The 23,828-nt window shown below is 58.1% G+C and carries 22 protein-coding genes and 3 tRNA genes; 6 read left to right on the top strand and 19 right to left on the bottom strand.

The window, feature by feature from the left end; genetic code table 11:
• Window positions 1-211 precede the first annotated feature (211 nt).
• Entirely contained in the window at window positions 212-1,276 is a 1,065-nt protein-coding gene (ulaG, locus tag KHQ26_RS20515; protein ID WP_004194176.1) for an L-ascorbate 6-phosphate lactonase, read from the top strand.
• Between the two features lie 107 nt (window positions 1,277-1,383).
• Entirely contained in the window at window positions 1,384-2,139 is a 756-nt protein-coding gene (gene ulaR / locus KHQ26_RS20520) for an HTH-type transcriptional regulator UlaR (RefSeq protein WP_004177697.1), read from the top strand.
• On the opposite strand, the gene yjfP is transcribed toward ulaR, so the two are convergent.
• Complete coding sequence (gene yjfP, locus KHQ26_RS20525) at window positions 2,136-2,852, bottom strand: esterase (protein WP_004192466.1); 717 nt, start codon at window positions 2,850-2,852, stop codon at window positions 2,136-2,138. The two genes, ulaR and yjfP, sit on opposite strands and share 4 nt — an antisense overlap.
• Before the next feature lie 209 nt (window positions 2,853-3,061).
• On the opposite strand from yjfP, the gene bsmA reads away from it, so the two are divergent.
• Window positions 3,062-3,370 carry a biofilm peroxide resistance protein BsmA gene (gene bsmA, locus KHQ26_RS20530; RefSeq protein WP_002885674.1) on the top strand — a complete coding sequence of 103 codons (309 nt, stop codon included), beginning with the start codon at window positions 3,062-3,064 and terminating at the stop codon, window positions 3,368-3,370.
• Between the two features lie 137 nt (window positions 3,371-3,507).
• Window positions 3,508-3,783 (top strand): DUF1471 family protease activator YjfN, encoded by a 276-nt coding sequence (yjfN, locus tag KHQ26_RS20535; protein WP_002885673.1) that lies wholly within the window; start codon window positions 3,508-3,510, stop codon window positions 3,781-3,783.
• On the opposite strand, the gene KHQ26_RS20540 is transcribed toward yjfN, so the two are convergent.
• The 6 genes from KHQ26_RS20540 to KHQ26_RS20565 form a co-directional block, all read right to left on the bottom strand.
• Window positions 3,774-5,411, bottom strand: a complete 1,638-nt coding sequence (locus tag KHQ26_RS20540; protein ID WP_004178342.1) for an isovaleryl-CoA dehydrogenase — start codon at window positions 5,409-5,411, stop codon at window positions 3,774-3,776. The two genes, yjfN and KHQ26_RS20540, sit on opposite strands and share 10 nt — an antisense overlap.
• Before the next feature lie 125 nt (window positions 5,412-5,536).
• Window positions 5,537-6,268, bottom strand: a complete 732-nt coding sequence (rlmB, locus tag KHQ26_RS20545) for a 23S rRNA (guanosine(2251)-2'-O)-methyltransferase RlmB (RefSeq protein WP_002885669.1) — start codon at window positions 6,266-6,268, stop codon at window positions 5,537-5,539.
• Between the two features lie 81 nt (window positions 6,269-6,349).
• A complete protein-coding gene (gene rnr / locus KHQ26_RS20550) occupies window positions 6,350-8,782 on the bottom strand; it encodes a ribonuclease R (RefSeq protein ID WP_002885668.1) in 2,433 nt (810 codons plus the stop codon).
• Between the two features lie 36 nt (window positions 8,783-8,818).
• Entirely contained in the window at window positions 8,819-9,244 is a 426-nt protein-coding gene (nsrR, locus tag KHQ26_RS20555; RefSeq protein WP_002885667.1) for a nitric oxide-sensing transcriptional repressor NsrR, read from the bottom strand.
• Between the two features lie 150 nt (window positions 9,245-9,394).
• Window positions 9,395-10,693 carry an adenylosuccinate synthase gene (locus KHQ26_RS20560; protein ID WP_002885665.1) on the bottom strand — a complete coding sequence of 433 codons (1,299 nt, stop codon included), beginning with the start codon at window positions 10,691-10,693 and terminating at the stop codon, window positions 9,395-9,397.
• 102 nt (window positions 10,694-10,795) lie between these two features.
• Entirely contained in the window at window positions 10,796-10,993 is a 198-nt protein-coding gene (locus tag KHQ26_RS20565; RefSeq protein ID WP_002885664.1) for a DUF2065 domain-containing protein, read from the bottom strand.
• Between the two features lie 222 nt (window positions 10,994-11,215).
• Here KHQ26_RS20565 and KHQ26_RS20570 point away from each other — a divergent pair, with 222 nt between their 5' ends.
• On the top strand, window positions 11,216-11,506 hold the full coding sequence (locus KHQ26_RS20570) for a hypothetical protein (protein ID WP_002885663.1): 291 nt from the start codon (window positions 11,216-11,218) through the stop codon (window positions 11,504-11,506).
• Window positions 11,507-11,588: 82 nt separating this feature from the next.
• Here the strand turns inward: KHQ26_RS20570 and hflC are convergent, their stop codons facing one another.
• The 9 genes from hflC to nnr form a co-directional block, all read right to left on the bottom strand.
• A complete protein-coding gene (gene hflC / locus KHQ26_RS20575; RefSeq protein WP_002885662.1) occupies window positions 11,589-12,593 on the bottom strand; it encodes a protease modulator HflC in 1,005 nt (334 codons plus the stop codon).
• Between the two features lie 2 nt (window positions 12,594-12,595).
• Window positions 12,596-13,858: an FtsH protease activity modulator HflK gene (gene hflK / locus KHQ26_RS20580; protein ID WP_004146726.1), complete on the bottom strand. Its 1,263-nt coding sequence runs from the start codon at window positions 13,856-13,858 to the stop codon at window positions 12,596-12,598.
• Between the two features lie 65 nt (window positions 13,859-13,923).
• A complete protein-coding gene (gene hflX / locus KHQ26_RS20585) occupies window positions 13,924-15,204 on the bottom strand; it encodes a ribosome rescue GTPase HflX (protein WP_004146725.1) in 1,281 nt (426 codons plus the stop codon).
• Window positions 15,205-15,279: 75 nt separating this feature from the next.
• Window positions 15,280-15,588, bottom strand: a complete 309-nt coding sequence (gene hfq, locus KHQ26_RS20590; protein ID WP_002885659.1) for an RNA chaperone Hfq — start codon at window positions 15,586-15,588, stop codon at window positions 15,280-15,282.
• Window positions 15,589-15,680: 92 nt separating this feature from the next.
• Window positions 15,681-16,631 (bottom strand): tRNA (adenosine(37)-N6)-dimethylallyltransferase MiaA, encoded by a 951-nt coding sequence (gene miaA, locus KHQ26_RS20595; RefSeq protein WP_002885652.1) that lies wholly within the window; start codon window positions 16,629-16,631, stop codon window positions 15,681-15,683.
• Window positions 16,624-18,483 (bottom strand): DNA mismatch repair endonuclease MutL, encoded by a 1,860-nt coding sequence (mutL, locus tag KHQ26_RS20600; protein ID WP_049126133.1) that lies wholly within the window; start codon window positions 18,481-18,483, stop codon window positions 16,624-16,626. Before mutL ends, miaA begins: the two co-directional genes overlap by 8 nt.
• Before the next feature lie 10 nt (window positions 18,484-18,493).
• Window positions 18,494-19,849, bottom strand: a complete 1,356-nt coding sequence (amiB, locus tag KHQ26_RS20605) for an N-acetylmuramoyl-L-alanine amidase AmiB (RefSeq protein WP_004152021.1) — start codon at window positions 19,847-19,849, stop codon at window positions 18,494-18,496.
• Between the two features lie 16 nt (window positions 19,850-19,865).
• Window positions 19,866-20,327, bottom strand: coding sequence for a tRNA (adenosine(37)-N6)-threonylcarbamoyltransferase complex ATPase subunit type 1 TsaE (tsaE, locus tag KHQ26_RS20610; RefSeq protein WP_002885589.1), 462 nt, complete (start codon window positions 20,325-20,327; stop codon window positions 19,866-19,868).
• Window positions 20,320-21,831 carry a bifunctional ADP-dependent NAD(P)H-hydrate dehydratase/NAD(P)H-hydrate epimerase gene (gene nnr / locus KHQ26_RS20615; protein ID WP_020803917.1) on the bottom strand — a complete coding sequence of 504 codons (1,512 nt, stop codon included), beginning with the start codon at window positions 21,829-21,831 and terminating at the stop codon, window positions 20,320-20,322. Before nnr ends, tsaE begins: the two co-directional genes overlap by 8 nt.
• A gap of 13 nt (window positions 21,832-21,844) precedes the next feature.
• Here nnr and queG point away from each other — a divergent pair, with 13 nt between their 5' ends.
• On the top strand, window positions 21,845-22,984 hold the full coding sequence (gene queG / locus KHQ26_RS20620; RefSeq protein ID WP_004178333.1) for a tRNA epoxyqueuosine(34) reductase QueG: 1,140 nt from the start codon (window positions 21,845-21,847) through the stop codon (window positions 22,982-22,984).
• Window positions 22,985-23,254: 270 nt separating this feature from the next.
• On the opposite strand, the gene KHQ26_RS20625 is transcribed toward queG, so the two are convergent.
• The 3 genes from KHQ26_RS20625 to KHQ26_RS20635 form a co-directional block, all read right to left on the bottom strand.
• Window positions 23,255-23,330: transfer RNA gene (locus KHQ26_RS20625), tRNA-Gly, on the bottom strand.
• 72 nt (window positions 23,331-23,402) lie between these two features.
• A tRNA-Gly gene (locus KHQ26_RS20630) sits at window positions 23,403-23,478 on the bottom strand.
• Between the two features lie 68 nt (window positions 23,479-23,546).
• Window positions 23,547-23,622: transfer RNA gene (locus KHQ26_RS20635), tRNA-Gly, on the bottom strand.
• Between the last annotated feature and the right edge of the window lie 206 nt (window positions 23,623-23,828).

The raw sequence follows: 23,828 nt of genomic DNA on the forward strand, positions 1-23,828 counted from the left end.
CGATCAGTAGCGCCGAAACATAATTAAACATTTTCAAATCATATAGATAAAACAAAGCACAACCTTTATGGATGCTGGACCCCCTGAGAGATGATGCGCATCTCTTCGTAAAATTGATGGAAAACAAGATTGCAATCTTGAAAATCCAGTGACAACATAAATCAAAACCAATCAAAATTTGATTACTATTGAAAATACGAGGAAGAGCACGATGAGTAAAGTACAGACCATCACCCGTGAATCATGGATCCTGAACACCTTTCCGGAATGGGGCAGCTGGCTGAATGAAGAGATTGAGCAGGAGCAGGTTGCGCCCGGCACCTTCGCCATGTGGTGGCTCGGCTGTACCGGTATCTGGTTAAAATCCGAAGGCGGGGCTAACGTCTGCGTCGATTTCTGGTGCGGCACTGGCAAACAGAGCCACGGCAATCCGCTGATGAAAACCGGCCACCAGATGCAGCGGATGGCAGGTGTGAAAAAATTACAGCCGAACCTGCGCACCACGCCGTTCGTGCTGGATCCGTTCGCCATTCGCCAGATTGACGCGGTCCTCGCGACCCACGATCACAACGATCATATTGACGTCAACGTCGCCGCCGCCGTCATGCAGAACTGCCCGGCCGATGTGCCGTTTATCGGCCCGAAAACCTGCGTCGACCTGTGGATCGGTTGGGGCGTGCCGAAAGCGCGCTGTATCGTCATGAAACCTGGCGATGTCGTGAAGATCAAAGACATTGAGATCCATGCGCTCGATGCGTTCGATCGCACCGCGCTGATCACCCTCCCGGCGGACCAAAAAGCCGCTGGCGTACTGCCGGACGGCATGGACCAGCGCGCGGTCAACTACCTGTTTAAAACACCGGGCGGCAACCTGTACCACAGCGGCGATTCCCACTACTCCAACTACTACGCGAAGCATGGCAACGAGCATCGGATTGACGTCGCCCTCGGCTCGTATGGCGAGAACCCGCGCGGGATCACCGACAAAATGACCAGCGCCGATATCCTGCGCATGGCAGAGTCGCTCAACGCCAAAGTTGTGATCCCGTTCCACCATGATATCTGGTCAAACTTTCAGGCCGATCCGCAGGAGATCCGCGTTCTGTGGGAGATGAAAAAGGATCGTCTGAAGTACGGCTTCAAGCCGTTTATCTGGCAGGTCGGCGGCAAATTTACCTGGCCGCTGGATAAAGACAATTTCGAATATCACTACCCGCGCGGTTTCGACGACTGCTTTACCATTGAGCCGGATCTGCCTTTCAAATCCTTCCTGTAAGTCGCCGCCGGCAGGCCCTGCCTGCCGGAAATACCCCGCCGCAGGGTTAGTATTTTCACATGATTTCAAATATCATCTTTGCCGTTCACTTTTAATCGGATTCGCTCATGACGGAAGCGCAAAGGCACCAAATTCTGCTGGATCTGCTCGCCCAAACGGGGTTTGTTACCGTGGAGCAGGTGATGTCGCGGCTCGGGATCTCACCCGCTACCGCCCGACGTGATATCAACAAGCTGGATGAAAGCGGCAAACTGAAAAAGGTTCGTAATGGCGCGGAAGCCATTAGCGAACAGCGCCCCCGCTGGACGCCGATGAACATCCACCAGGCGCAAAATCTGGATGAAAAAGTGCGTATTGCACGCGCCGCTTCGCAACTGATCGCGCCGGGTGAGAGCATCGTCATTAACTGCGGCTCCACCGCCTTTCTGTTGGGTCGGGAACTGTGCGGCAAACCGGTGCAGATCATCACCAACTATCTGCCGCTGGCTAACTACCTGATCGACCAGGAGCATGACAGCGTGATTATCATGGGCGGCCAGTACAACCGCAGCCACGCCATCACCCTCAGCCCCCACGGTAGCGAGAACAGCCTCTATGCCGGACACTGGATGTTTACCAGCGGCAAAGGGCTCACCGCCGAAGGCCTCTACAAAACGGATATGTTGACCGCCATGGCCGAGCAAAAAATGCTTAACGTGGTCGGCAAACTGGCGGTGCTGGTCGACAGCAGCAAGATCGGCGAGCGCGCCGGGATGCTATTCAGCCAGGCCGGACAAATAGACGTGGTGATCACCGGCAAACAGGCCGATGCCGCGATCCTCAAACAGCTTGAGGATCAGGGCGTCAGCGTAATCCGCGTTTAAAGGTGCTGCTGAAAAAAGGCGACCGTGGTAGCCAGCGCCTCTGGCGTAATGCGATGGCGGACGCCTTTCTGCCAGACACAGGTCAGCCTGGCGGCAAGATCGCCTTGCCGCAGCGCCTGCTCAAGACGGAAGGTCTCTTCCGGCGGCACCACGTCATCGGCATCGCCATGCCAGAGCAGCAGCGGTCGCCGGGCAAGGGACGCCAGCTGATGGCTGACATCCCATTCGTTGAGGCTATCGACATCAAAATCAGGCGAGGGGAACAGGGTTTGCGACAGGGAACGAAAATAGCCCGACCCCATCAGACAGGCGACGCTGTTCAGCTCGGGGTGATGCGTCATGATGCCCAACGCCGTCATTCCCCCCATCGAAGCGCCCGCCACCGCCAGCCGCTCCCCTTCCAGCCATCCTTCAGCGATTATCGCCTCGCGCAGCGCAGGAAACTCCCTGAAATTCTGCTGCAGAATCGGCCAGAAGCGCTGCATCCGCCCGGCCTCATCGCCCTGATAGCGCGCCCCATGCTCCGGCGCGTCCGGCATGATCACCCGGAATCCGGCCTCGGCCAGCGCCACCGCAAAGTAGCTGTAGACCAGCTTCGACGAGGTAAAGCCATGATAAAAGACGATACAGGGCAAGGGCTTATCCAGACTCTCCTGCGGACAGGCATGTAAAATTTCACCACCGCCGAGGTTGCGCATTTCTAGTGCAATCATTTATCGTCTTCCTTCTCTATCGTGGTTAGGCGTCATGGGAAAATTCATTCACCAGGCAACCCAGTTTGCTACGATTCATAATGTTGAGAACCCGGTTACGCTTTCACAACATTTTCATTCGAAAATCGCGTCAGAGATAACAGTTCGGGAACATTCCCCGGCAATCCTGTTAAGGCTACCACTACACTATCACTATCAGGAAACGAGATATGGTTATGCGCAGGTTTTCACCGTGGTTACTGGCTATCGTCCTCAGCGGGTGTAGCGCCCTGCAGGGAACGCCGGAAGCCCCGCCGCCCGCCACCGACCATCCGCAGGAGATCCAGCGCTACCAGACGGCTGGCCTGCAGAAAATGGCCACGGTAAGCGTACTGATGTACGGTTCGCCGATGGATGTCGAAGCGGCGCTGAAGGCTAAAGCAGAAGCGGCCAAAGCCGATTACTACGTCATCATCATGATCGATGACACCATGGTACCCGGCCAGTGGTATTCGCAGGCGATCCTCTATCGTCGATAACGAGGCGGCGTCTTTAAATCTGCTTTACACAGCTTTGCGTCCATTCACGTTCTCCTGTGCATAATAACGTTCGGCCAGCCACCTGGCAGGACGTTAGCAACGGACTGCCCTTGGGACTACGTGAAATGGAGCTGACGATGAAACGATCTTTTACCCTATCCAGCCTGCTGTTAACCGCTGCGACGGCCAATACGTCCGCGCAGTCAGCCGAATTCGCCAGCGCGGATTGCGTCACTGGCCTGAATGAAATCGGTCTGATCTCCGTCACTAATCTTTCCGGTAGCCAACAGGATGTAGAGCACGCCATTGCCCGCAAAGCAGACGAGCAAGGCGCCTCCTGGTATCGCATTATTCAGATGTACGAGGAACAACAGCCGGACAGCTGGCGCGTGCAGGCCATTCTCTACGCCTGAGGCGCCTGGCGCCCGCGCCCCATAGCCCGCAGCAGCAGGTCGTCGAGGGTCGGCGCGTCAAGACGTATGCCGCCGCGGGTGTCGAGCATCATCCGGCACCAGGCTTCGGCCAGCGGCGGCGAAGCATGGCGCAGCATCTGCGCCCCCGCGCCAAGACGATAGACCAGCCGGGCAATCTCTCTCCCCTGCTCTTCGGCGGGTCGTTTCAGCAGTTGCTGCAGCTGACGCCATGCGCGGTCGAGATGGCGGTTCTGTCCTTTCACCTCCGCACACTCCGCGGCCAGCAGCTCCATCGCCGCCGGCTGCTTGCTCAGCACCCGCATCACATCGAGGCACATAATATTGCCGGAGCCTTCCCAGATGCTGTTGACCGGCATCTCACGGTAGAGGCGCGGGAGTTCGCTCTCCTCGCAATAGCCGATGCCGCCCAGCACTTCCATCGCCTCGGCGACAAACGGGATACCGGCCTTACAGATGGCAAACTTGGCCGCAGGCGTAAACAGGCGCGCCCAGGCGCTTTCCCGGGCATCATCCCGACGGTCCCAGGCCCGCGCCAGGCGAAACAGAAACGCGGTCTGCCCCTCCAGACGGAGCGCCATTTGCCCCAGCAGCTGGCGCATCATCGGCTGTTCGACCAGGTTTTTGCCAAACGCCTGACGCTGTAGCGCGTGATACAGCGCCACCGAGAAGGCGCGACGCATCAGGGCATGGCTGCCCAGCGCGCAGTCAAAGCGGGTCAGGCCGCCCATCCTGAGGATCTGCCGCACGCCGTCGCCTTCGTCGCCCACCAGCCAGCCGCAGGCCTCATAAAACTCCACTTCGCTACTGGCGTTGGAGCGGTTGCCGAGCTTCTCTTTTAAGCGTTCAAGACGCACGCCGTTACGCTGCCCGTCGGGCAGCAGACGCGGCACAAAGAAGCATGAGAGCCCCGCCGGAGCCTGAGCCAGCACCAGGTGAGCATCGCTCTGCGGCACCGAGAAGAACCACTTGTGTCCCACCAGTCGGTAAAACCCTTCCGCCGTTTTCTCCGCGCGAGTGGTATTGCTCAGCACATCAGACCCCCCTTGCTTCTCGGTCATCCCCATGCCGATCAGCAGGCCGCGCTTCTGGCCGCCAGGCGCAAGGTGCGGATCGTAACGGTCGCTCAGCAGCGGCGACAGCCAGTCGCGAAAGGGCGCGGGCAGGGCGTGCTGCAGCAGGGGCGTCGCGGCGAAGGTCATGGTAATCGGGCACAACGTCCCGGCCTCCACCTGGGCATGGAGCAGAAAGCGGGCGGCGCGGGCGACAAACGCGCCTTCGCGGGCATCCTCCTGCCAGGCGAGGTTATGTACCCGATTCGCGCACAGCCCCTGCATCAGCAGGTGCCAGGCGGGATGGAAGCGCACGTCGTCCAGCCGGGCGCCGGTGGCGTCATAGCGCAGCAGCTCCGGCGGATTGCTGTTGGCCAGGCGTCCCAGCTCCAGCGATTCGGCTGTCCCCAGCTGCTGGCCAATGCTGGCGAGCAGATCGCCATCCCAGCCGGCGCCTTCGCGGACCACTGCTTCACGCAGAGCGGTATCGGACAGAAACAGATTGCTGTTATTCAGCGGGGTGGGTTGATTAAAAACGGTGTGCGTTTGCCAGTGCATCGTGTCTCCCTCCATCAATGGCGATAGCCATAAGTATGGTTATCCGGAGGGATACTCGCCCGCGAGAGCGGTCACAAAAAAGCCATCCCGGAGGATGGCTTTTTTTGATTCGTCGATGGTTCAGCTTAGCTGCGCTGACGTACTGCTTCAAACAGACAGATGCCGGTAGCCACCGAGACGTTCAGCGAGGAGACGCTGCCCGCCATCGGGATGCTGATCAGCTCATCGCAGTGTTCGCGGGTCAGACGACGCATGCCTTCGCCTTCCGCGCCCATCACCAGCGCCATCGGGCCGGTCATTTTGCTCTGGAACAGCGTATGGTCGGCTTCCCCTGCGGTTCCGACGATCCAGACGTTCTCTTCCTGCAGCAGACGCATGGTGCGCGCCAGGTTGGTGACGCGGATCAGCGGGACGTTCTCCGCCGCGCCGCAGGCCACTTTCTTCGCCGTCGCATTCAACTGAGCGGAACGATCTTTTGGCACGATCACCGCATGCACGCCGGCGGCGTCAGCGCTACGCAGGCAGGCGCCGAGGTTGTGCGGATCGGTTACGCCGTCGAGGATCAGCAGGAACGGTTGATCGAGCTGCGCCAGCAGATCCGGCAGATCGTTCTCCTGATACTGACGCCCCGGCTTCACGCGGGCAATGATCCCCTGGTGCACAGCGCCTTCGCTCTTCTCATCAAGAAACTGACGGTTGGCCAGCTGAATCACCACGCCCTGCGCTTCCAGGGCATGGATCAGCGGCAGCAAGCGCTTATCCTCACGGCCTTTCAGAATATAAACTTCCTGAAAACGCTCAGGTGCGCGCTCCAGCAGTGCCTGCACCGCATGGATGCCGTAAATCATTTCACTCATTGATGTACTCGTTTTAGGTTCTGTTATCTGCCCCCTTCACCCCATCCTGCGTCAGCAGACTTCAGGGTGAAGGGAGGTCAATCACTCGGCGATCTTCTTCTTTGCCGCGCGCTTGGCTTTCGTCGCGGCGGCGATTTTCTGTGTTTTCGCCGACGGTTTTTTCGCTTTTTTCTCTTTCTTCGGTCGGGCGGTCTCTTTCTCTTTACGGAAAGCGCTGTCCGGCTCGAAGTTTACCTGCTTACCCACCTGGCGGCGACGGCCGCCCGGCTTGCCAGAGGTACTCTTTTTCGCTTTCTCACGGGCGGTCTTGCCGACATTACGCGGCGCACGCTCGCTGGAGATCAGGGTAAAGTCGATTTTCCGCTCGTCCATGTTGACCGCTTCCACACGGACTTCCACGCGGTCGCCCAGGCGATAGGTCTGGCCGCCGGACTCACCAATGAGACGCTGCCCCACCTGGTCGAAACGATAATAGTCGTTATCCAGGCTGGAAACATGCACCAGACCGTCGATAAACAGATCGTTCAGGCGGACGAAGAAGCCAAAGCCGGTCACGCTGGCGATCACGCCGGAGAAGATGTTGCCCACCTGATCCTGCATGAAGTCGCACTTCAGCCAGTCAGACACTTCGCGCGTCGCTTCGTCGGCGCGGCGCTCGGTCATCGAACAGTGCTGACCCAGCTGGAGCATCTCTTCCATACTGTAGTGCCAGCCGCCGGTCTCGGTGCTGTTGCCTTTATGTCCCTGCTCTTTGGCCAGCAGATACTTGATAGCGCGGTGCAGCGACAGGTCCGGGTAACGACGAATCGGCGAGGTGAAGTGGGCGTATGACTGCAGCGCCAGGCCAAAGTGACCGCGGTTTTCCGGATCGTAGACCGCCTGCTTCATGGAGCGCAGGAGCATCGTCTGCAGCATTTCCGCATCCGGGCGATCGGCGATGGAGGTTAGCAGCTCTGCGTAATCACGCGGCTCCGGCTTGTTGCCGCCAGGCAGCTCCAGTCCCAGCTCAGCCAGCACGGTACGGAAGGAGGTAATCGCTTCGGTGGTTGGCTTATCATGGATACGGAACAGCGCCGGCTCCTGCGCCTTCTCAACGAAGCGCGCGGCGGAGATGTTCGCCAGGATCATGCACTCTTCAATCAGCTTATGCGCATCGTTACGCTGAGTCTGTTCGATACGCTCAATACGGCGTTCGGCATTGAAGATGAATTTAGCTTCTTCACTTTCAAATGAGATACCACCGCGCTCTTCGCGGGCGCTCTCCAGCACTTTGTAGAGGTTATGCAGCTCTTCAATGTGCTTCACCAGCGGCGCGTAGTGTTCGCGCAGTTCCTGGTCACCCTGCAGCATATGCCACACTTTGGTGTAGGTCAGGCGAGCATGTGAACTCATCACCGCTTCATAGAATTTATAACCGGTCAGACGGCCTTTTGACGAAATCGTCATCTCGCACACCATACACAGGCGATCAACCTGCGGGTTCAGCGAGCATAGACCGTTAGACAGCACTTCCGGCAGCATCGGCACTACCTGCGACGGGAAGTAGACCGAGGTGCCACGACTGCGCGCTTCCGCATCCAGCGGCGTCCCCGGGCGCACGTAGTAGCTGACGTCGGCAATGGCGACCCACAGGCGCCAGCCGCCGCCGCGTTTCTTCTCGCAGTACACCGCGTCATCGAAGTCGCGGGCATCTTCGCCGTCAATGGTAACCAGCGGCAGCGAGCGTAAATCGACGCGTCCGGCCTTCGCCTCTTCCGGCACCTGTTCTTTGAGACCGGAAACCTGTTTTTCCACCGCCGGCGGCCAGACATACGGAATTTCATGGGTACGCAGCGCCATATCGACGGCCATGCCGGTGCCCATGTTGTCGCCCAGCACTTCGACGATCTTACCCACCGCTTTGGTGCGGCGGGTTGGTCGCTGGGTCAGCTCGACCACGACCACGTAGCCCATCCGCGCGCCCATTATCTCTTCCGGCGGGATCAGGATATCGAAGCTCAGGCGGCTGTCGTCCGGGACGACAAAGCCGACGCCAGCGTCGGTGAAGTAACGGCCAACTATCTGGCTGGTTTTCGGCACGAGGACGCGGACGATGCGCGCTTCGCGGCGGCCCTTACGGTCCGCGCCCAGCGGCTGAGCCAGCACCTGGTCGCCGTGAATACAGGTTTTCATCTGCTCTGACGACAGGTACAGATCGTCTTTGCGCCCTTCAACGCGCAGGAAACCATAGCCATCGCGGTGGCCAATAACGGTTCCTTTGAGGAGATCGAGGCGTTCCGGCAGGGCATAGCACTGGCGGCGGGTGAAGACCAGCTGACCGTCGCGCTCCATCGCGCGCAGGCGGCGGCGCAGCGCTTCGGTTTGCTCTTCGCCCTCGATATTTAACTCGATGGCCAACTCATCGCGGCTGGCAGGCTTTTCCCGTTTAGTTAAATGTTCGAGGATAAATTCCCGGCTCGGGATAGGGTTCGCGTACTTCTCAGCTTCGCGTTCCTGGAATGGATCTTGTGACATATCGGTTCCTCCGTTGTCATCTCCGGCAGAGTGGCGTCACTCCACCAGCAATAATTTATAAAGCGGTTGATTCTTCTCAACCAAATCAGCCAGCGTATAGTTATCCAGTTCCTTGAGAAAACTCTGCGCGGCTTCAGCTAGTGCCTGTTTCAGACGACAGGCTGGTGTAATGTGGCAAAACTCGCTGCTGCAGTTGACCAGCGATAAGGGTTCAAGGTCACGCACCACGTCACCGACGCGGATCTGTCCTGCTGGTTTGCCGAGGCGAATGCCCCCGTTCTTCCCCCGCACGGCAGTCACGTAGCCCATGCGACTTAACTGATTGATTATTTTAACCATATGATTACGGGAGACGCCATAGACCTCGGTCACTTCCGAGATACTGGTCATTCGTCCTTCCGGCAGCGACGCCATATAAATCAGCGCGCGTAGTCCGTAATCGGTGAAACTCGTTAACTGCACATAAACCTCAGGGAAAAGAAAACAGGGTATGTCGAGCGACATCATTATTATTGATGATAAACCAGCCAGCGCTCAGGCCGCTAATTTATTTGAAATGGGGCGGGCGAACAGCAAAAACAAGGGCGCCCGAACGGCGCCCCTTGAGAGTGATTACGCGTCGAACGGATCGCGCAGAATCATAGTCTCGGTACGGTCTGGACCGGTAGAGATGATATCCACCGGCACGCCGGTCAGCTCTTCAATACGCTGGATGTAGTTCAGGGCTGCCTGCGGCAGGCCGCTGCGCTCTTTCACGCCGAAGGTGGTTTCGGACCAGCCCGGCATGGTTTCGTAGATAGGCTCGATACCTTCCCAGTTATCGGCAGCCAGCGGAGTGGTGGTCACTTCGCGGCCATCCGGCATACGGTAGCCAACGCAGATTTTCACTTCTTTCAGGCCGTCGAGGACGTCCAGTTTAGTCAGGCAGAAGCCGGACAGGGAGTTAATCTGCACCGCGCGACGGACTGCGACCGCATCCAGCCAGCCGGTACGACGACGACGGCCGGTGGTGGCGCCGAATTCGTTACCCTGCTTGCAGAGGAACTCGCCAGTTTCATCAAACAGCTCGGTCGGGAACGGACCTGCACCGACGCGAGTTGAGTACGCTTTAATGATACCGAGAACGTAATCCACATAACGCGGGCCCAGGCCGGAGCCGGTCGCCACGCCACCTGCGGTGGTGTTAGAGGACGTAACGTACGGGTAGGTACCGTGGTCGATATCCAGCAGCGTACCCTGCGCGCCTTCGAACATCACGAAGTCGCCGCGCTGACGCGCCTGATCCAGCAGGTCGGATACGTCCACCACCATGCTGGTCAGGATGTCGGCAATCGCCATCACATCGTCCAGCACTTTCTGGTAGTCAACCGCTTCTGCTTTGTAGAAGTTCACCAGCTGGAAGTTGTGATATTCCATCACTTCTTTCAGTTTATCGGCGAAGGTTGCTTTATCGAACAGATCGCCAACGCGCAGACCGCGACGAGCGACTTTATCTTCGTAAGCCGGGCCAATGCCGCGACCGGTAGTGCCGATCGCTTTCGCGCCACGCGCTTTTTCACGCGCCACGTCCAGCGCCACGTGATAGTCAAGGATAAGCGGGCAGGCTTCAGAGAGCAGCAGACGCTCGCGAACCGGGATACCACGGTCTTCCAGGCCCTTCATCTCTTTCATCAGCGCGGCCGGAGACAGCACGACGCCGTTACCGATGATGCTGGTGACGTTTTCACGCAGAATGCCTGATGGAATAAGATGGAGAACGGTTTTTTCACCGTTGATTACGAGAGTATGGCCGGCGTTGTGACCACCCTGGTAGCGCACAACATATTTAGCCCGTTCAGTCAGGAGATCGACGATCTTCCCTTTACCTTCGTCACCCCATTGGGTGCCCAGTACGACGACGTTGTTACCCATTTTTCAAAATCACCGTTTGCTTAAAAATGGATTCTACCATCGCTTTTTCAGAGTTACAGCACTTTTTGCATCCAAAATAAGGCAAATCCGACCACTTTTTGATCAGCCAATCGATTTCCTCAACATGTAGTAGATCACAATCCCGGCAACCACAAGTCCGCCGCCAAAACGACGCAATAAATTATCCGGTAGCTGGCTCAGGCTAGCGACCATCTTGCGCCAGGCGCGCGGATAAAGCAGCGGGCCAAGCCCTTCAAGTACTAAAACCAGCGCCAGCGCCAGCCAAATGGTGGAGTTCATCGTCAACCCTAATTGAAAAGTATCATTGCCGCCCTCGCGGGCGTCTCGGCCAGCATGGTGAATTCATTCCCTCATTTCACATTGTCCCGTATTTCAGCTTCATTATGAACCGGAAAGGTGAAACAAAATTCACAACTAATTGTATTGCTGGATATTTTTTAAATTGTAACTATGCCATCGCGTACTACAACCCGGTACGTCTACTTAATCAGGAAGATTATGATGAGAGAATTAACCGCATTTGAAATCGAAAATGTGAGCGGCGCAGGCTGGCTACAGGATGGTCTGGCGGCCTTAGGCAGCAAGGTCGGCGCAGCCGCATGGACGATGGGCACTGATGCCCTGAGCATTAACCTGCCACTGCTTGGCACCCTCAATCTGGCCGACCTGGCGCCGGACCTGGGCAAAACCCTGGGCGAAAGCGTTGGGTCGACTATCGGCGGCACCATCGAAAGTGCGCTGGCAGGCCTGCCGGTGATCGGCGGCCTGCTGAACAAGCTACTCGGCAATTAATTCCCGCCCTCGCAGCATGAAAAAAGGCGCCTGTTTCAGGCGCCTTTTCGCATTATTACTTCAGGTTTACACCTTCTCCGGCTTATTTACGCGCCGAATCCGGTGAACGCATATAGCGGAAGAAATCGCTGTCCGGACTCAGGACCATCACATCCTGATTGCTCTGGAAGCTCTTCTCATAGGCACGCAGGCTACGGATAAAGGAGTAGAAGCCTGGATCCTGGCTGAACGCGTCGGCAAACAGTTTCGCTGATTCCGCATCACCTTCACCACGCAGGATACGGCCCTGGCGCTCGGCTTCCGCCAGCGTCTTGGTGACTTCATAGTCCGCAGTCGCGCGCAGTTTTTCCGCCTCTTCCTGACCCTGTGAACGATGGCGACGAGCAACCGCTTCACGCTCCGCGCGCATACGGTTATAAATCGCTTCCGACACTTCTGCCGGCAGGTTGATCTGTTTGATACGTACGTCGACAACTTCGATACCCAGCGCCGCCATACTGTTCGGGTTGATCACCTGCACTTTACCGTTGGTTTCGGCTTCCACACGCTCTGCCGCTTTAGCAATCGCGTCGTCAGCCGCCGGGGTGCTAACCTCATCTTCCGTACCGGCCGAACCCGAGTTCAGCGCATCGCGCACTTCCAGGGTCAGGCGACCACGGGAGTCGGTGACGATATCTTTCACATCCAGACGACCAATTTCAGAACGCAGACGGTCAGAGAATTTACGCTTCAGCAGTACCTCGGCCTGGGAGACGTCGCCGCCGCCGGTTGCCAGGTAGTAACGGCTGAAGTCGCTGATGCGCCACTTGATATAGGAGTCGACGATCAGGTCTTTCTTCTCTTTAGTAACGAAACGGTCAGCCTGGTTGTCCATGGTCTGAATACGCGCATCCAGCATCTTCACCGATTCGATAAACGGGATCTTGAAGTGCAGGCCTGGCGCATACACCAGCGGCTTGTTTTCGTCGTCGCGCAGAACTTTACCGAAACGCAGCGTGATACCGCGCTCGCCTTCCTTTACGACAAAGACAGACATGTAGAGCACTACCAGCACGATGACAATGATCGCGATAACAGATTTACGCATCGTTATTCCCCCTGACGCTGGTAGTCGTTACGCTGCGCGTTAGCGCGGCGTTGGTCCATAATGCTACCCCCGGTTGAGCTCGAGGTTGATGAGGTGCTGGCGCTGCTTGAGCTGGATGCTGGCGGCAGGCGCAGCAGATCGCTGGCGTCACTACTATCGCTCTTTGCTGCCGGCGCAGCGGCGCCTTTCAGCATCTGATCCAGCGGCAGAACCATCAGATTGCCGTTTTTGCTGTCATTGACCAGCACTTTACGGGTGTGGCTCAGCACTTTTTCCATGGTTTCGATATACAGACGCTCGCGGGTAATTTCCGGCGCGGCTTTGTATTCCGGCAGGATCTTCGCAAAGCGAGCCACTTCACCCTGGGCTTCCAGAACGGTCTGGGTCTTATAGGCGCGTGCCTCTTCGAGGATACGCTGCGCCTGACCATTCGCCCGCGGCTGGACTTCGTTGGTATACGCTTCCGCTTCACGAATGTACTGCTGCTCGTTCTCACGCGCGGCAATGGCATCGTCAAACGCGGCCTTCACCTCTTCCGGCGGACGCGCCGTCTGGAAGTTGACGTCCAGCAGAGTGATACCCATGTTGTACGGGCGAATCGTCTCTTCCAGCTCACGCTGGGTATCGCTACGGATCACGGTACGACCTTCGGTCAGAATGCGATCCATGGTGTATTTGCCGATCACGCCGCGCAGCGCGCTGTCGGTGGCCTGACGCAGACTGTCGTCCGCGCTGGTCACGCTAAACAGATAGCGCTCCGGATCGGTGACGCGGTACTGCACGTTCATCTCAACGCGCACCACGTTTTCGTCAGAGGTCAGCATGACGCCGGAAGCCGCAAGTTCGCGCACCGACTCCACGTTCACCGCCTGAACGTTATCGATAAAGGTCGGTTTCCAGTTCAGGCCAGGCTCAACCAGATGGCTGAACTTACCAAAACGGGTGACCACGCCGCGCTCGGCCTCTTTAATGGTATAGAAACCGCTGGCCGCCCAGATAATCACTGCCGCCGCGGCAACGATGCCGACAATACGCCCGCCCATCGGTCCGCGAGGCCCCTGCGCGCTATTGCCGCCGCCCAGTCCGCCCTTGCCGCCGCCGAGCCCGCCAAGTTTTTTACTTAACTTGCGGAAGATATCATCCAGATCCGGTGGCCCCTGCTCGCGACCGCCTTTATTGCCATTTCCCTCAGAGTTGCCGCCAGGTTTGCTGCTCCCCCACGGGTCGCGGTCCTGTCCGTTATTACCGGGCTGATTCCACGCCATGTATATGCTCCATATTTGTTTTTGATATCCCCACAGGGGTCAATATCTTCAGGCAAGCTGCAAGGTTAAACCACATAGTCAACAAGCGTTGGCTCTTGCTTACAGAGGCGCCGCCAGTCAACGATCGGCATGCGCACCTGCAGACTCACGCTGCCGTCATCCTCCATCCACTCTTTTTCTATCGCCTGAAGCTGATAGAAACGGCTTCTCAGTCGCCCTTCTTTCGGCGGTAAGCGCAGCGTATGCTGGGCCACTTCACCGGAAAGACGCTCCGTTAATGCCTGAAAAAGCAGTGGTACGCCAACCCCGGTCTGGGCTGAAAGCCAGACCCGAATCGGTTTATTTTCATCGTCGCGATCGATGCGCGGTTCAAAATCGTCAAGCATGTCGATTTTGTTCATCACCAGCAGCGCCGGGATCTCATCGGCCTCAATTTCAGCGAGAACCGTATTTACCGCATCAATGTTTTCCTGCACGCGGACATCCGCCGCATCAATCACATGCAGCAGCAGCGTCGCCTGACGCGTCTCCTGCAACGTCGCTTTAAACGCGGCTACCAGATCGTGCGGCAGGTGGCGAATAAAGCCGACGGTATCGGCCAGCACCGTTTCGCCGACGTCAGGGACGTCAATGCGGCGCAGCGTCGGGTCCAGGGTGGCGAACAGCTGGTTCGCGGCATAGACCTCGGCGGCAGTGATCTGGTTAAAGAGCGTTGATTTTCCGGCGTTGGTATAGCCCACCAGCGACACGGTAGGAATATCGGCTTTCGCACGCGACCGCCGCCCCTGCTCGCGCTGTTTCTCGACTTTTTCCAGCCGCGACAGGATCTGCATGATACGGTTACGCAATAAACGGCGGTCGGTTTCGAGCTGGGTTTCACCCGGGCCACGCAAACCAATCCCGCCCTTCTGTCTTTCAAGGTGGGTCCAACCGCGGACAAGGCGAGTCGCCATATGGCGCAGCTGCGCCAGCTCGACCTGCAATTTCCCTTCATGGGTGCGCGCGCGCTGGGCGAAAATATCTAAAATAAGACCGGTGCGATCGATAACCCGGCATTCGCACAGGCGTTCCAGGTTACGTTCTTGCGCCGGACTCAGGGCATGATCGAAGAGCACGACCGAAGCGCCGGTCGCTTTAACGGCTTCCGCAATTTCGACTGCCTTACCTTCACCAACAAAATACTTCGGGTGCGGTGCTTTACGGCTACCGGTAATCACCTGCATTGCTTCGACACCGGCGGAAGAGGCCAGAGTTTCAAACTCCTGGAGATCTTCCATATCTTTGTCTTGCGAAAAATAGATGTGTACCAGTACCGCCTGCTCACCGGCGTCATAACGGTCAAACAAGCGTAAACCCCTTATAAAATACCAGCGGGGAACGCAGAAAACCTGGCTCCCCGGCGTGGAAAAACAGCACTGGCCTTATTCGGCGTCGTCGCTGTCTTGTTGCGGCGCAGAAGAACCCTGCGCGCTACCACCGTGGTGATAGTTACTGGAACCGCCGCCAGCATTGTTGCTGTGGTGAGACACCGGGCGAGACGGGACAACAGTAGAAATTGCGTGCTTATAGACCATCTGGCTGACCGTGTTCTTCAACAGGATCACGAACTGATCGAAAGACTCAATTTGCCCTTGCAGCTTGATACCATTCACCAAATAAATAGAAACCGGAACGCGTTCCCGACGCAAAGCGTTCAGGAACGGATCTTGTAAAGATTGCCCCTTAGCCATTCTCTCTTTTCCTTATATGTATGCTTGTTTTGTACTCAGAACCTTACGATTCTCAAAAAAAATTACGCACGATACCGTTTAATTGTACACGTTCAGTTCTGGCTCGCACCAACAACCTGTAATACTTTGTTGAGCGCTTGTTCAGGTTGTTCACTGTCTAACCAGTGCACACCTTCCCAACCGCGCAGCCAGGTGACCTGACGTTTGGCTAACTGTCTCGTGGCGCAAACACCTCGATAAACCATCTCATCATACGGGATCTCGCCATTGAGATATGACCACATCTGGCGGTATCCGACACAACGGATGGAAGGCATGTCCGTATGCAAATCTCCGCGGGCAAAAAGCGCCCGTACTTCTGCTTCAAAACCTGAAGCTAACATCTGATGAAAACGCTGTTCTATGCGTTGATGGAGCAGTTCACGGCTCGCCGGGGCGATGGCGAACTGATGCACCTGATATGGCAGAGCGTCTCCTGACGTTTGCGTCAGTTCCGTTAAAGTTTTACCCGAAATGAAAAAAACTTCCAGTGCCCGGGAAAGCCTTTGCGGATCATTTGGATGAATACGCGCAGCAGCCACGGGATCGATCTCCTGTAATTGCTGATGTAACGCATTCCACCCCTGCTCTGCGGCCTGCTGCTCAATCCGCGCTCTGACCTCTGGGTCAGCCGACGGTAAGGGCGACAATCCTTCCAGCAACGCTTTGAAATACAACATCGTTCCGCCGACTAACAGCGGAATTCGCCCGGCGGCGACAATATCCGCCATCGCCGCCAGCGCATCGCGGCGAAAATCCGCCGCGGAATAGGCCTCCGCAGGATCCAAAATATCCAGCAGCCGATGCGGCGCAGCGCTAAGCTCCGCAGCATCCGGTTTGGCGGTGCCAATATCCATTCCCCGATAAATGAGGGCGGAATCAACGCTAATCAACTCTACTGGCAAAACTTTACGTAAGGCTATCGCCAGCGCGGTTTTGCCGGAGGCCGTCGGGCCCATTAAAAAAATTGCCTTGGGCAGGCTCGCCTCGGTTACATCATTCATCTTTCAGGGCATTCATCGCCGAATGGAGATCTACAGGTTGTAACAGGCCACCCGGCGGCGTTCTCACCAGCTGCGGGCAAAGACGCTCAACGTCCGCCAGCAGCGCAATCGCCTGCGCCATATTCCATGACGTCTGTTCTCTCGTCAGATTACGCGCCATCCATTGGGCGATATTGCCGACGTCGAATGCGTTTTGCTGCGCCAGGTAGCCTATCAGTTCAGGAATCAAGATTTGTAAATTTTGTTGTCTTAAGGGTAAAGGGACCGCGCGCACCGTCACGTGCAGGGCATCGGTATGCACATCGATCCCTAGCTGCGCCAGCGCCGGCTGAGCGGCGGCCAGCGCCTGCTTTTCCCCTTCCGTAACTTTTAACCGCAGCGGGATCAGCAGCGGCTGAGCACATACCGCCTCCGCTCCCGGGGTCAACTGCGCCTGGCGCAGCCAGCGCTCGGCAACGGTCAACGACAGCAGCGCCAGACCGCCCTCGCGCTCCAGCAGCGCGCAGTCGCCGCCAACAATCGTCAGCACTCTGCCAAAGCTCTGACTGTGACCGGCCAACTCTGCCGCCGCCGGAGGCTGCAACGCTGGCTTTGGCGCCGTTGGCGTGTCGAGCAGTTGACGATAAAGCGCTCCCTGCTGCTTCTGGTAACCCGGCTGCGCATGCGGCCAGCTCGCGCCGCCCGGTTTGCCGCTGGAGGCCGCAGGCTCACGCGATGGCGTGATGCTGAAGCGGGTCGCAGGTTCCCGCGCTTCCGCTGGCCGCGCAAACTGGTTGCCTCCCGCGGCGATGCGGTTCTCCGGCATCGGGCGCGGCGCCGGCGGGTCGTCTTTTTCCGCCAGCGGCGCGTCAAGCTGCTGCTGCAGTACGCTCAGTACGCCCTGGTAGATAAAGTCGTGCACCAGGCGCGACTGATGGAAACGCACCTCATGCTTGGCCGGGTGGACGTTTACATCCACCTGATGGGGATCGATCTCCAGATACAGCACAAACGCCGGTTGCTGATCGGCCCCTAGCTTGTCTTCACAGGCCTGGCGGATAGCATGGTTGATCAGCCGATCGCGCATCATCCGCCCGTTAACGTAGCAATACTGAATTTCCGCCAGCGCCGGGGTGGTATGCAGCGGATCGGCGACCCAGCCGCGCAGGGTCAGATCGCCATGCTGCCACTCGATCGCCAGCGCATGTTCGAGAAAAGCGGCGCCGCAAATTGTCCCCAGCCGGCGCTCGCGCTGGCCATCCTGAGCGACGGCCCGATACTGGCGCATCACCTTGCCGTTATGGCTGAGGTTGATAGTGACGTCGAAGCGCGCCAGCGCAATGCGGCGCACCACCTCGTCAATGTGGCCGAACTCGGTCTTTTCGGTGCGCATAAATTTGCGCCGCGCCGGGGTGTTATAGAACAGATCGAGGACTTCCAGAGTGGTACCGACCGGGTGCGCCGCCGGCTTCACCGTCACCGCCTGATCGCGGCCTTCAGCATACGCCTGCCAGGCTTCCTGCTGCTCCGCCGTGCGCGAAGTCAGCGTTAAGCGCGCTACCGAACTGATACTGGCCAGCGCTTCGCCGCGAAAGCCGAGGCTAATAATGGCCTCCAGATCGTCAAGCGAGGCGATCTTGCTGGTCGCATGACGAGCCAGGGCCAGCGCCAGCTCGTCTTTTTTGATGCCGCTGCCGTTATCGCGGATGCGAATGAGCTTCGCGCCGCCGCGTTCGATATCAATGTCAATCCGCGTAGCGCCCGCATCAAGACTGTTCTCAACCAGCTCTTTCACCACCGACGCGGGCCGCTCCACCACCTCGCCGGCGGCAATCTGGTTGGCGAGCTGCGGCGGCAGAACCTGAATCGGCATCCCCTGCTCCTTAGTTAATCAACATCCCGCCCGGCGCCGCGGCGCTGGCGGTCTGCGCCGCCTCGCCGCGAGGCGCCGACTGCAGCGGATGCTGCATAAAGTAGTTGCGTAAGCCGTTATAAATCGCCTCCGCAATCTGCTCCTGGTAATCATCGCTACCCAGCAGCCGCTCTTCGCCGTTGTTACTGATAAAGCCCGTTTCCACGAGGATCGACGGGATGTCCGGCGAGCGCAGCACGCCAAGGCTGGCATGCTCCGGGCGGCGTTTGTGCAGGTTGCCAATACGCTGCAGCTGGCTCAGCACGTTGGTCGCCACATCGTAGCCGACGCGCTGGGAATGACCAAACTGCAGATCCAGCACCGCCTGGCTCAGGTAGGGGTCGGCCTGGCTGTTTGCCAGCACATCGCCCGCACCGCCGAGCAGTTCAGACTGTTTCTCATGCTGCTCGAGCCAACCGGCCATTTCGCTGTTGGCGCGACGGTTCGAGAGCACCCACACCGAGGCGCCAGTGGCATCGCGGTTTGGCGCGGCGTCAGCATGGATAGAGACGAGGAAATTGGCGTTTTGCTTACGCGCCACGTCAGAGCGGCCCATCACCGAAATAAAGTAATCCCCGTCGCGGGTCAGCACCGGCTTAAACTGCGGATCGGCGTTCAGTAACGCCCGCAGCTTGCGCGCGATAGCGATAGTCACGTTTTTCTCTTTGGTGCCGTTCGGGCCAATCGCGCCAGGATCCTGGCCGCCGTGCCCGGCATCAATGGCGATAATGACTTTATCATCCGCCGACACCGTGCGGGCCGCCGGGCGAGTCACGGTCTGATTGTTGGTCATCGCCGGCTGAGAGGAGGTCATCACCGTCTGCCGTTCATGACCCGACGAGCTGAACGGGTTACGCCCTGACGTCGTCGTCCGGGAAGGCATCACCGGCGGCGGGTCGGCCCGTTTCACCACCACGGGCGGCGGAGGCGGCGGCGGCGGCGCGTCGGCGTTGATGGTAAAGACCACCGTGTAATTCGCCCCGTTCTGTTGCTTCACCGCCCGGGTTTTGCCATCTTCCGTCAGATCCACCAGCAGACGCAGCGTCTGCGTATCCTGCGGCGTGCCGGCGCGAATACTCTTTACCAGGTTGCTGCCGCTAAACTGCAGCGGTAGTCCCTGCAATACGCCGGTCTGCTTGATATCCAGCGCCACCAGACGTTTACCCTGTGGGGTAAAGGAGTACTCCGGCTCACCGACAAAGCTTAGGGTAATACGGGCCTGCTGGTCTCCGTTAGAGACCTGGATATCGGATAAACTCGCCGCAGTGGCGTGAAGACTCGACAGCATCAGCGCAGCGGCAAGCCAGGTGGTTATGCGATACTTCATCCCGTTATCCTTCAGGCTAAAAGGCTAAACGCGCCAGTAAAGATTCACCCCGTGAGGAGATCGCGGTAATACGCGCCTCACGCCCTTGTGCCTGGTAATCAAGGTGAATTTCAACATCCGGGTCAGGCAGGACACCTGCGCCTTGCTGCGGCCATTCCACTAGGCAGATGGCATCGTCGGCAAAATAATCACGGATCCCCATAAATTCGAGTTCCTCAGGATCCGCCAGACGGTAGAGATCGAAGTGATACACCATCAGGTTCTCGAGGGTATAGGGCTCCACCAGGGTATAAGTTGGGCTTTTGACATTGCCGCGGTGACCGAGCGCCTGCAAAAAGCCGCGGCTGAAGGTCGTTTTCCCCGCGCCTAAATCACCATACAGATAAATCACGGTGGCGCCGGTACAGGCCTGCGCGATGCGGTCGCCAAGGGCCAGCGTGGCCTGCTCATCGGGTAAAGGAATCACTCGGTTAATCATGGTCTACGTCAATCACATCCGGGTTAACAACACGCCTGAGCGTGGAAAAGAGATCGGTCGCCAGCATGCCGCGGGTGCCCTCGCGGGCGGCCAGTCGGTCGGCGGCATCGCCATGAGCGACGCACCCGGCACAGGCAGCATCATACGGCGTCAGGTGCTGTCCTAACAACGCGGCGATGATGCCGGTGAGCACATCGCCCATCCCGCCGCTGGCCATCCCGGCATTGCCGGCATCGATAATGCCCATCGCCCCGCTTTCACTGGCCACCACCGTGCCCGCGCCTTTCAGCACAACCACGCCGCCATACCGTTTTACCAGACGCTGCGCAGAAAGTAAGCGATCGCTTTCAATTTCTGCCACGCTGACGTTCAGCAGACGGGCCGCTTCGCCGGGGTGCGGCGTTAGCACGCGATTGTGACGTTTATCGGGATTGAATGCCAGCAGGTTCAGCGCGTCGGCGTCCCAGACCATCGGTTTGTTAAAACTTTCCCCCGTGCGCAGGGCGCTGCGTCCCCATTCGCGCTGCCCCAGGCCAGGGCCAATCGCCACCACGTCCGCCCACTCCAGCGCGGATTTCAGAGTCTGCGGCGTCAGCTCATCTACCATTAATTCCGGCCGCACGGTGACAATGGGCGCCACGTTCTCCGGGTGAGTAAGCACTCGCACCAGTCCCGCGCCGCTGCGTAGGGCCGCTTCACCGCACATACGGATAGCGCCTGCCGTGCCGCGATCGCCGCCGACAATCACCAGCTTGCCGTGATCGCCTTTATGGGAGGTGGCCCGCCGCGGCGGCAGCCAGTCGGCGAGGTGGGCGGCGCAAAACCGCGTCAGAGGAGTGCTTTGTCCGGCGAGCCAGCGTTCGAGCCCCAGCGCATGATGGTGGAGTTGCCCGACGACATCCCGCGCCTTGCCGGTCAGCAGCCCCGGCTTGAGGGCGATAAAGGTCAGCGTATGGTCGGCCTGTACCACTGCACCTGGCGTCGCGCCCGTCTGCGCATTCAGGCCGGAAGGGATATCCAGCGCCACCACCGGCGCCGGGTGGTGGTTCGCCTGGTGGATGAGCGCCGCGACGGGATCGCGCGGCGCACTGCGCAGACCGGTGCCGAGCAGGCCATCAATAATCAGTGAGATATCGTCGGGCCATGGGATGGTCGCCGCATGGATCACGCCGCCGGCGTTAAGCCACGCCTCCCGCGCCGCCTGCGCCTCTTCCGGCAGCGGGCTGTCACTCTCCACCGCCAGCAGCGTCACCCGCCGCCCCGCGGCCTGTGCCAGACGCGCAACGACATATCCGTCGCCGCCGTTGTTGCCATGTCCGCAGAGGATCAGCCAGTGCGCGCTGGCAGGATAAGCACAGCTGGCCAGCTGGAACGCCGCCTCGCCCGCGCGCTGCATGAGTTCGAACAGCGTCAGCCCCAGGCTGTCCGCCGCCTCTCGTTCGGCCAGGCGCAGCGCCTCCGCAGGCCAAATGTTGTATGGTATACTGTCAGGGTTTTTCGTCATTGTATGGTCCATCATGTCACAGCCCCTCGATCTCGTTCAGTTAGCGCAACAAATCAAACAATGGGGCACAGAGCTTGGGTTCCAGCAGGTGGGGATCGCCGATACCGACCTCAGCGCCAGTGAACCCAAACTGCAGGCATGGCTGGATAAACAATACCACGGCGAAATGGAATGGATGGCCCGTCACGGTATGATGCGCGCCCGTCCCCACGAACTGCTACCCGGTACGTTACGCGTCATCAGCGTGCGGATGAACTATCTGCCCGCTAACGCCGCCTTTGCCCGCACCCTGAAAGATCCCACGCTGGGTTACGTCAGCCGTTATGCCCTCGGGCGTGATTATCATAAGCTGCTACGTAATCGCCTGAAAAAGCTGGGGGAGAAGATTCAGGAACAGTGTGCTTCGCTCAATTTTAGACCTTTTGTCGATTCCGCGCCTATCCTGGAACGGCCAATCGCAGAAAAAGCGGGCCTAGGCTGGACAGGTAAGCACTCACTTATCTTAAGCCGCGACGCCGGATCGTTCTTTTTCCTCGGCGAACTGCTGATTGATCTGCCCCTGCCGGTCGACAGCCCGGTCGCGGAGGAGTGTGGGCGCTGCGTCGCCTGCATGACCATCTGTCCCACCGGGGCCATCGTTGAGCCCTATACCGTCGACGCCCGGCGCTGCATCTCCTATCTCACCATTGAACTGGAAGGTGCAATCCCCGAGGAGTTCCGTCCACTAATCGGCAACCGTATTTACGGTTGTGATGATTGTCAGCTTATCTGCCCGTGGAACCGTTTCTCACAGCTCACCGATGAAGAGGATTTCAGCCCACGCAAAGCGCTGCATGCCCCGCCGCTGGTGGAGCTGTTCGCCTGGAGCGAAGCGTGGTTTCTGAAGGTGACCGAAGGGTCGGCGATTCGTCGCATTGGCCACCTGCGCTGGCTGCGCAATATCGCCGTCGCGTTGGGCAATGCGCCCTGGGATGAAGCCCATCTTCGCGCCCTGGAGAGCCGCCGGGGCGAGCACCCGCTTCTCGACGAACACATTGAGTGGGCGATTGCCCAGCAACTGAAAAAGCGGAACGCCGACGCCGTTGAAGTACAGTTGCCGAAAAAATTACGTCTGGTCAGAGTGGTAGAGAAAGGCTTGCCGCGCGACGCCTGATTCATTCACAGGCTGTGAATAAAATCTAAAACACATTGCGTTTCAAGGCGCAGACCAAGGTCAAGTGATCGGATTAACATTTTAAAATGAAATTTATTTGTTAAATTCCAATCACATACAAAGATACTGTTTATAAAGCGAAGCATTTTCGCCGCCAGTGACGGAATGACAACCTGTGGATAACTCTGTTCACAGTATTTCTGCGGACCAAACGAAAATCATCCCCGGCGCTGGATTGCACTGTGGATAAATAAGAGATGGAAGAAAATTTGGAGCGGGAAACGAGACTCGAACTCGCGACCCCGACCTTGGCAAGGTCGTGCTCTACCAACTGAGCTATTCCCGCTTAATCATCGTCATTCAAGCTACCGTCTAGCAACCTGAAAACTGCGACTGGTGTGGTGTGTCTTTCAAATTTTGGAGCGGGAAACGAGACTCGAACTCGCGACCCCGACCTTGGCAAGGTCGTGCTCTACCAACTGAGCTATTCCCGCTTAATCTTCGGCTTTCGCCCCGCATCTGCGAGATGAAATCCTTTGATCAGGATGGTGCTTTCAAATTTTGGAGCGGGAAACGAGACTCGAACTCGCGACCCCGACCTTGGCAAGGTCGTGCTCTACCAACTGAGCTATTCCCGCGTTACTGCATTTTTTGCCATATTTCGATGGCGTCGTAATCTGCATTTCTGCGTCGTTACGGGAGGCGCATTATACGAGAATTCGATGCCCCTGCAACCCCCTGACGATCACTTTTTTGCGTTTTTTGTTTAAATGGACATTTTCTCGCCATCTACGCCGCTGAATTGTATAAATAAGCGTCATAACGGGCAAAATCGCTTTTTCCG

It is taken from the genome of Klebsiella sp. 10 (assembly GCF_018223925.1).
GTDB lineage: Bacteria > Pseudomonadota > Gammaproteobacteria > Enterobacterales > Enterobacteriaceae > Klebsiella > Klebsiella pneumoniae.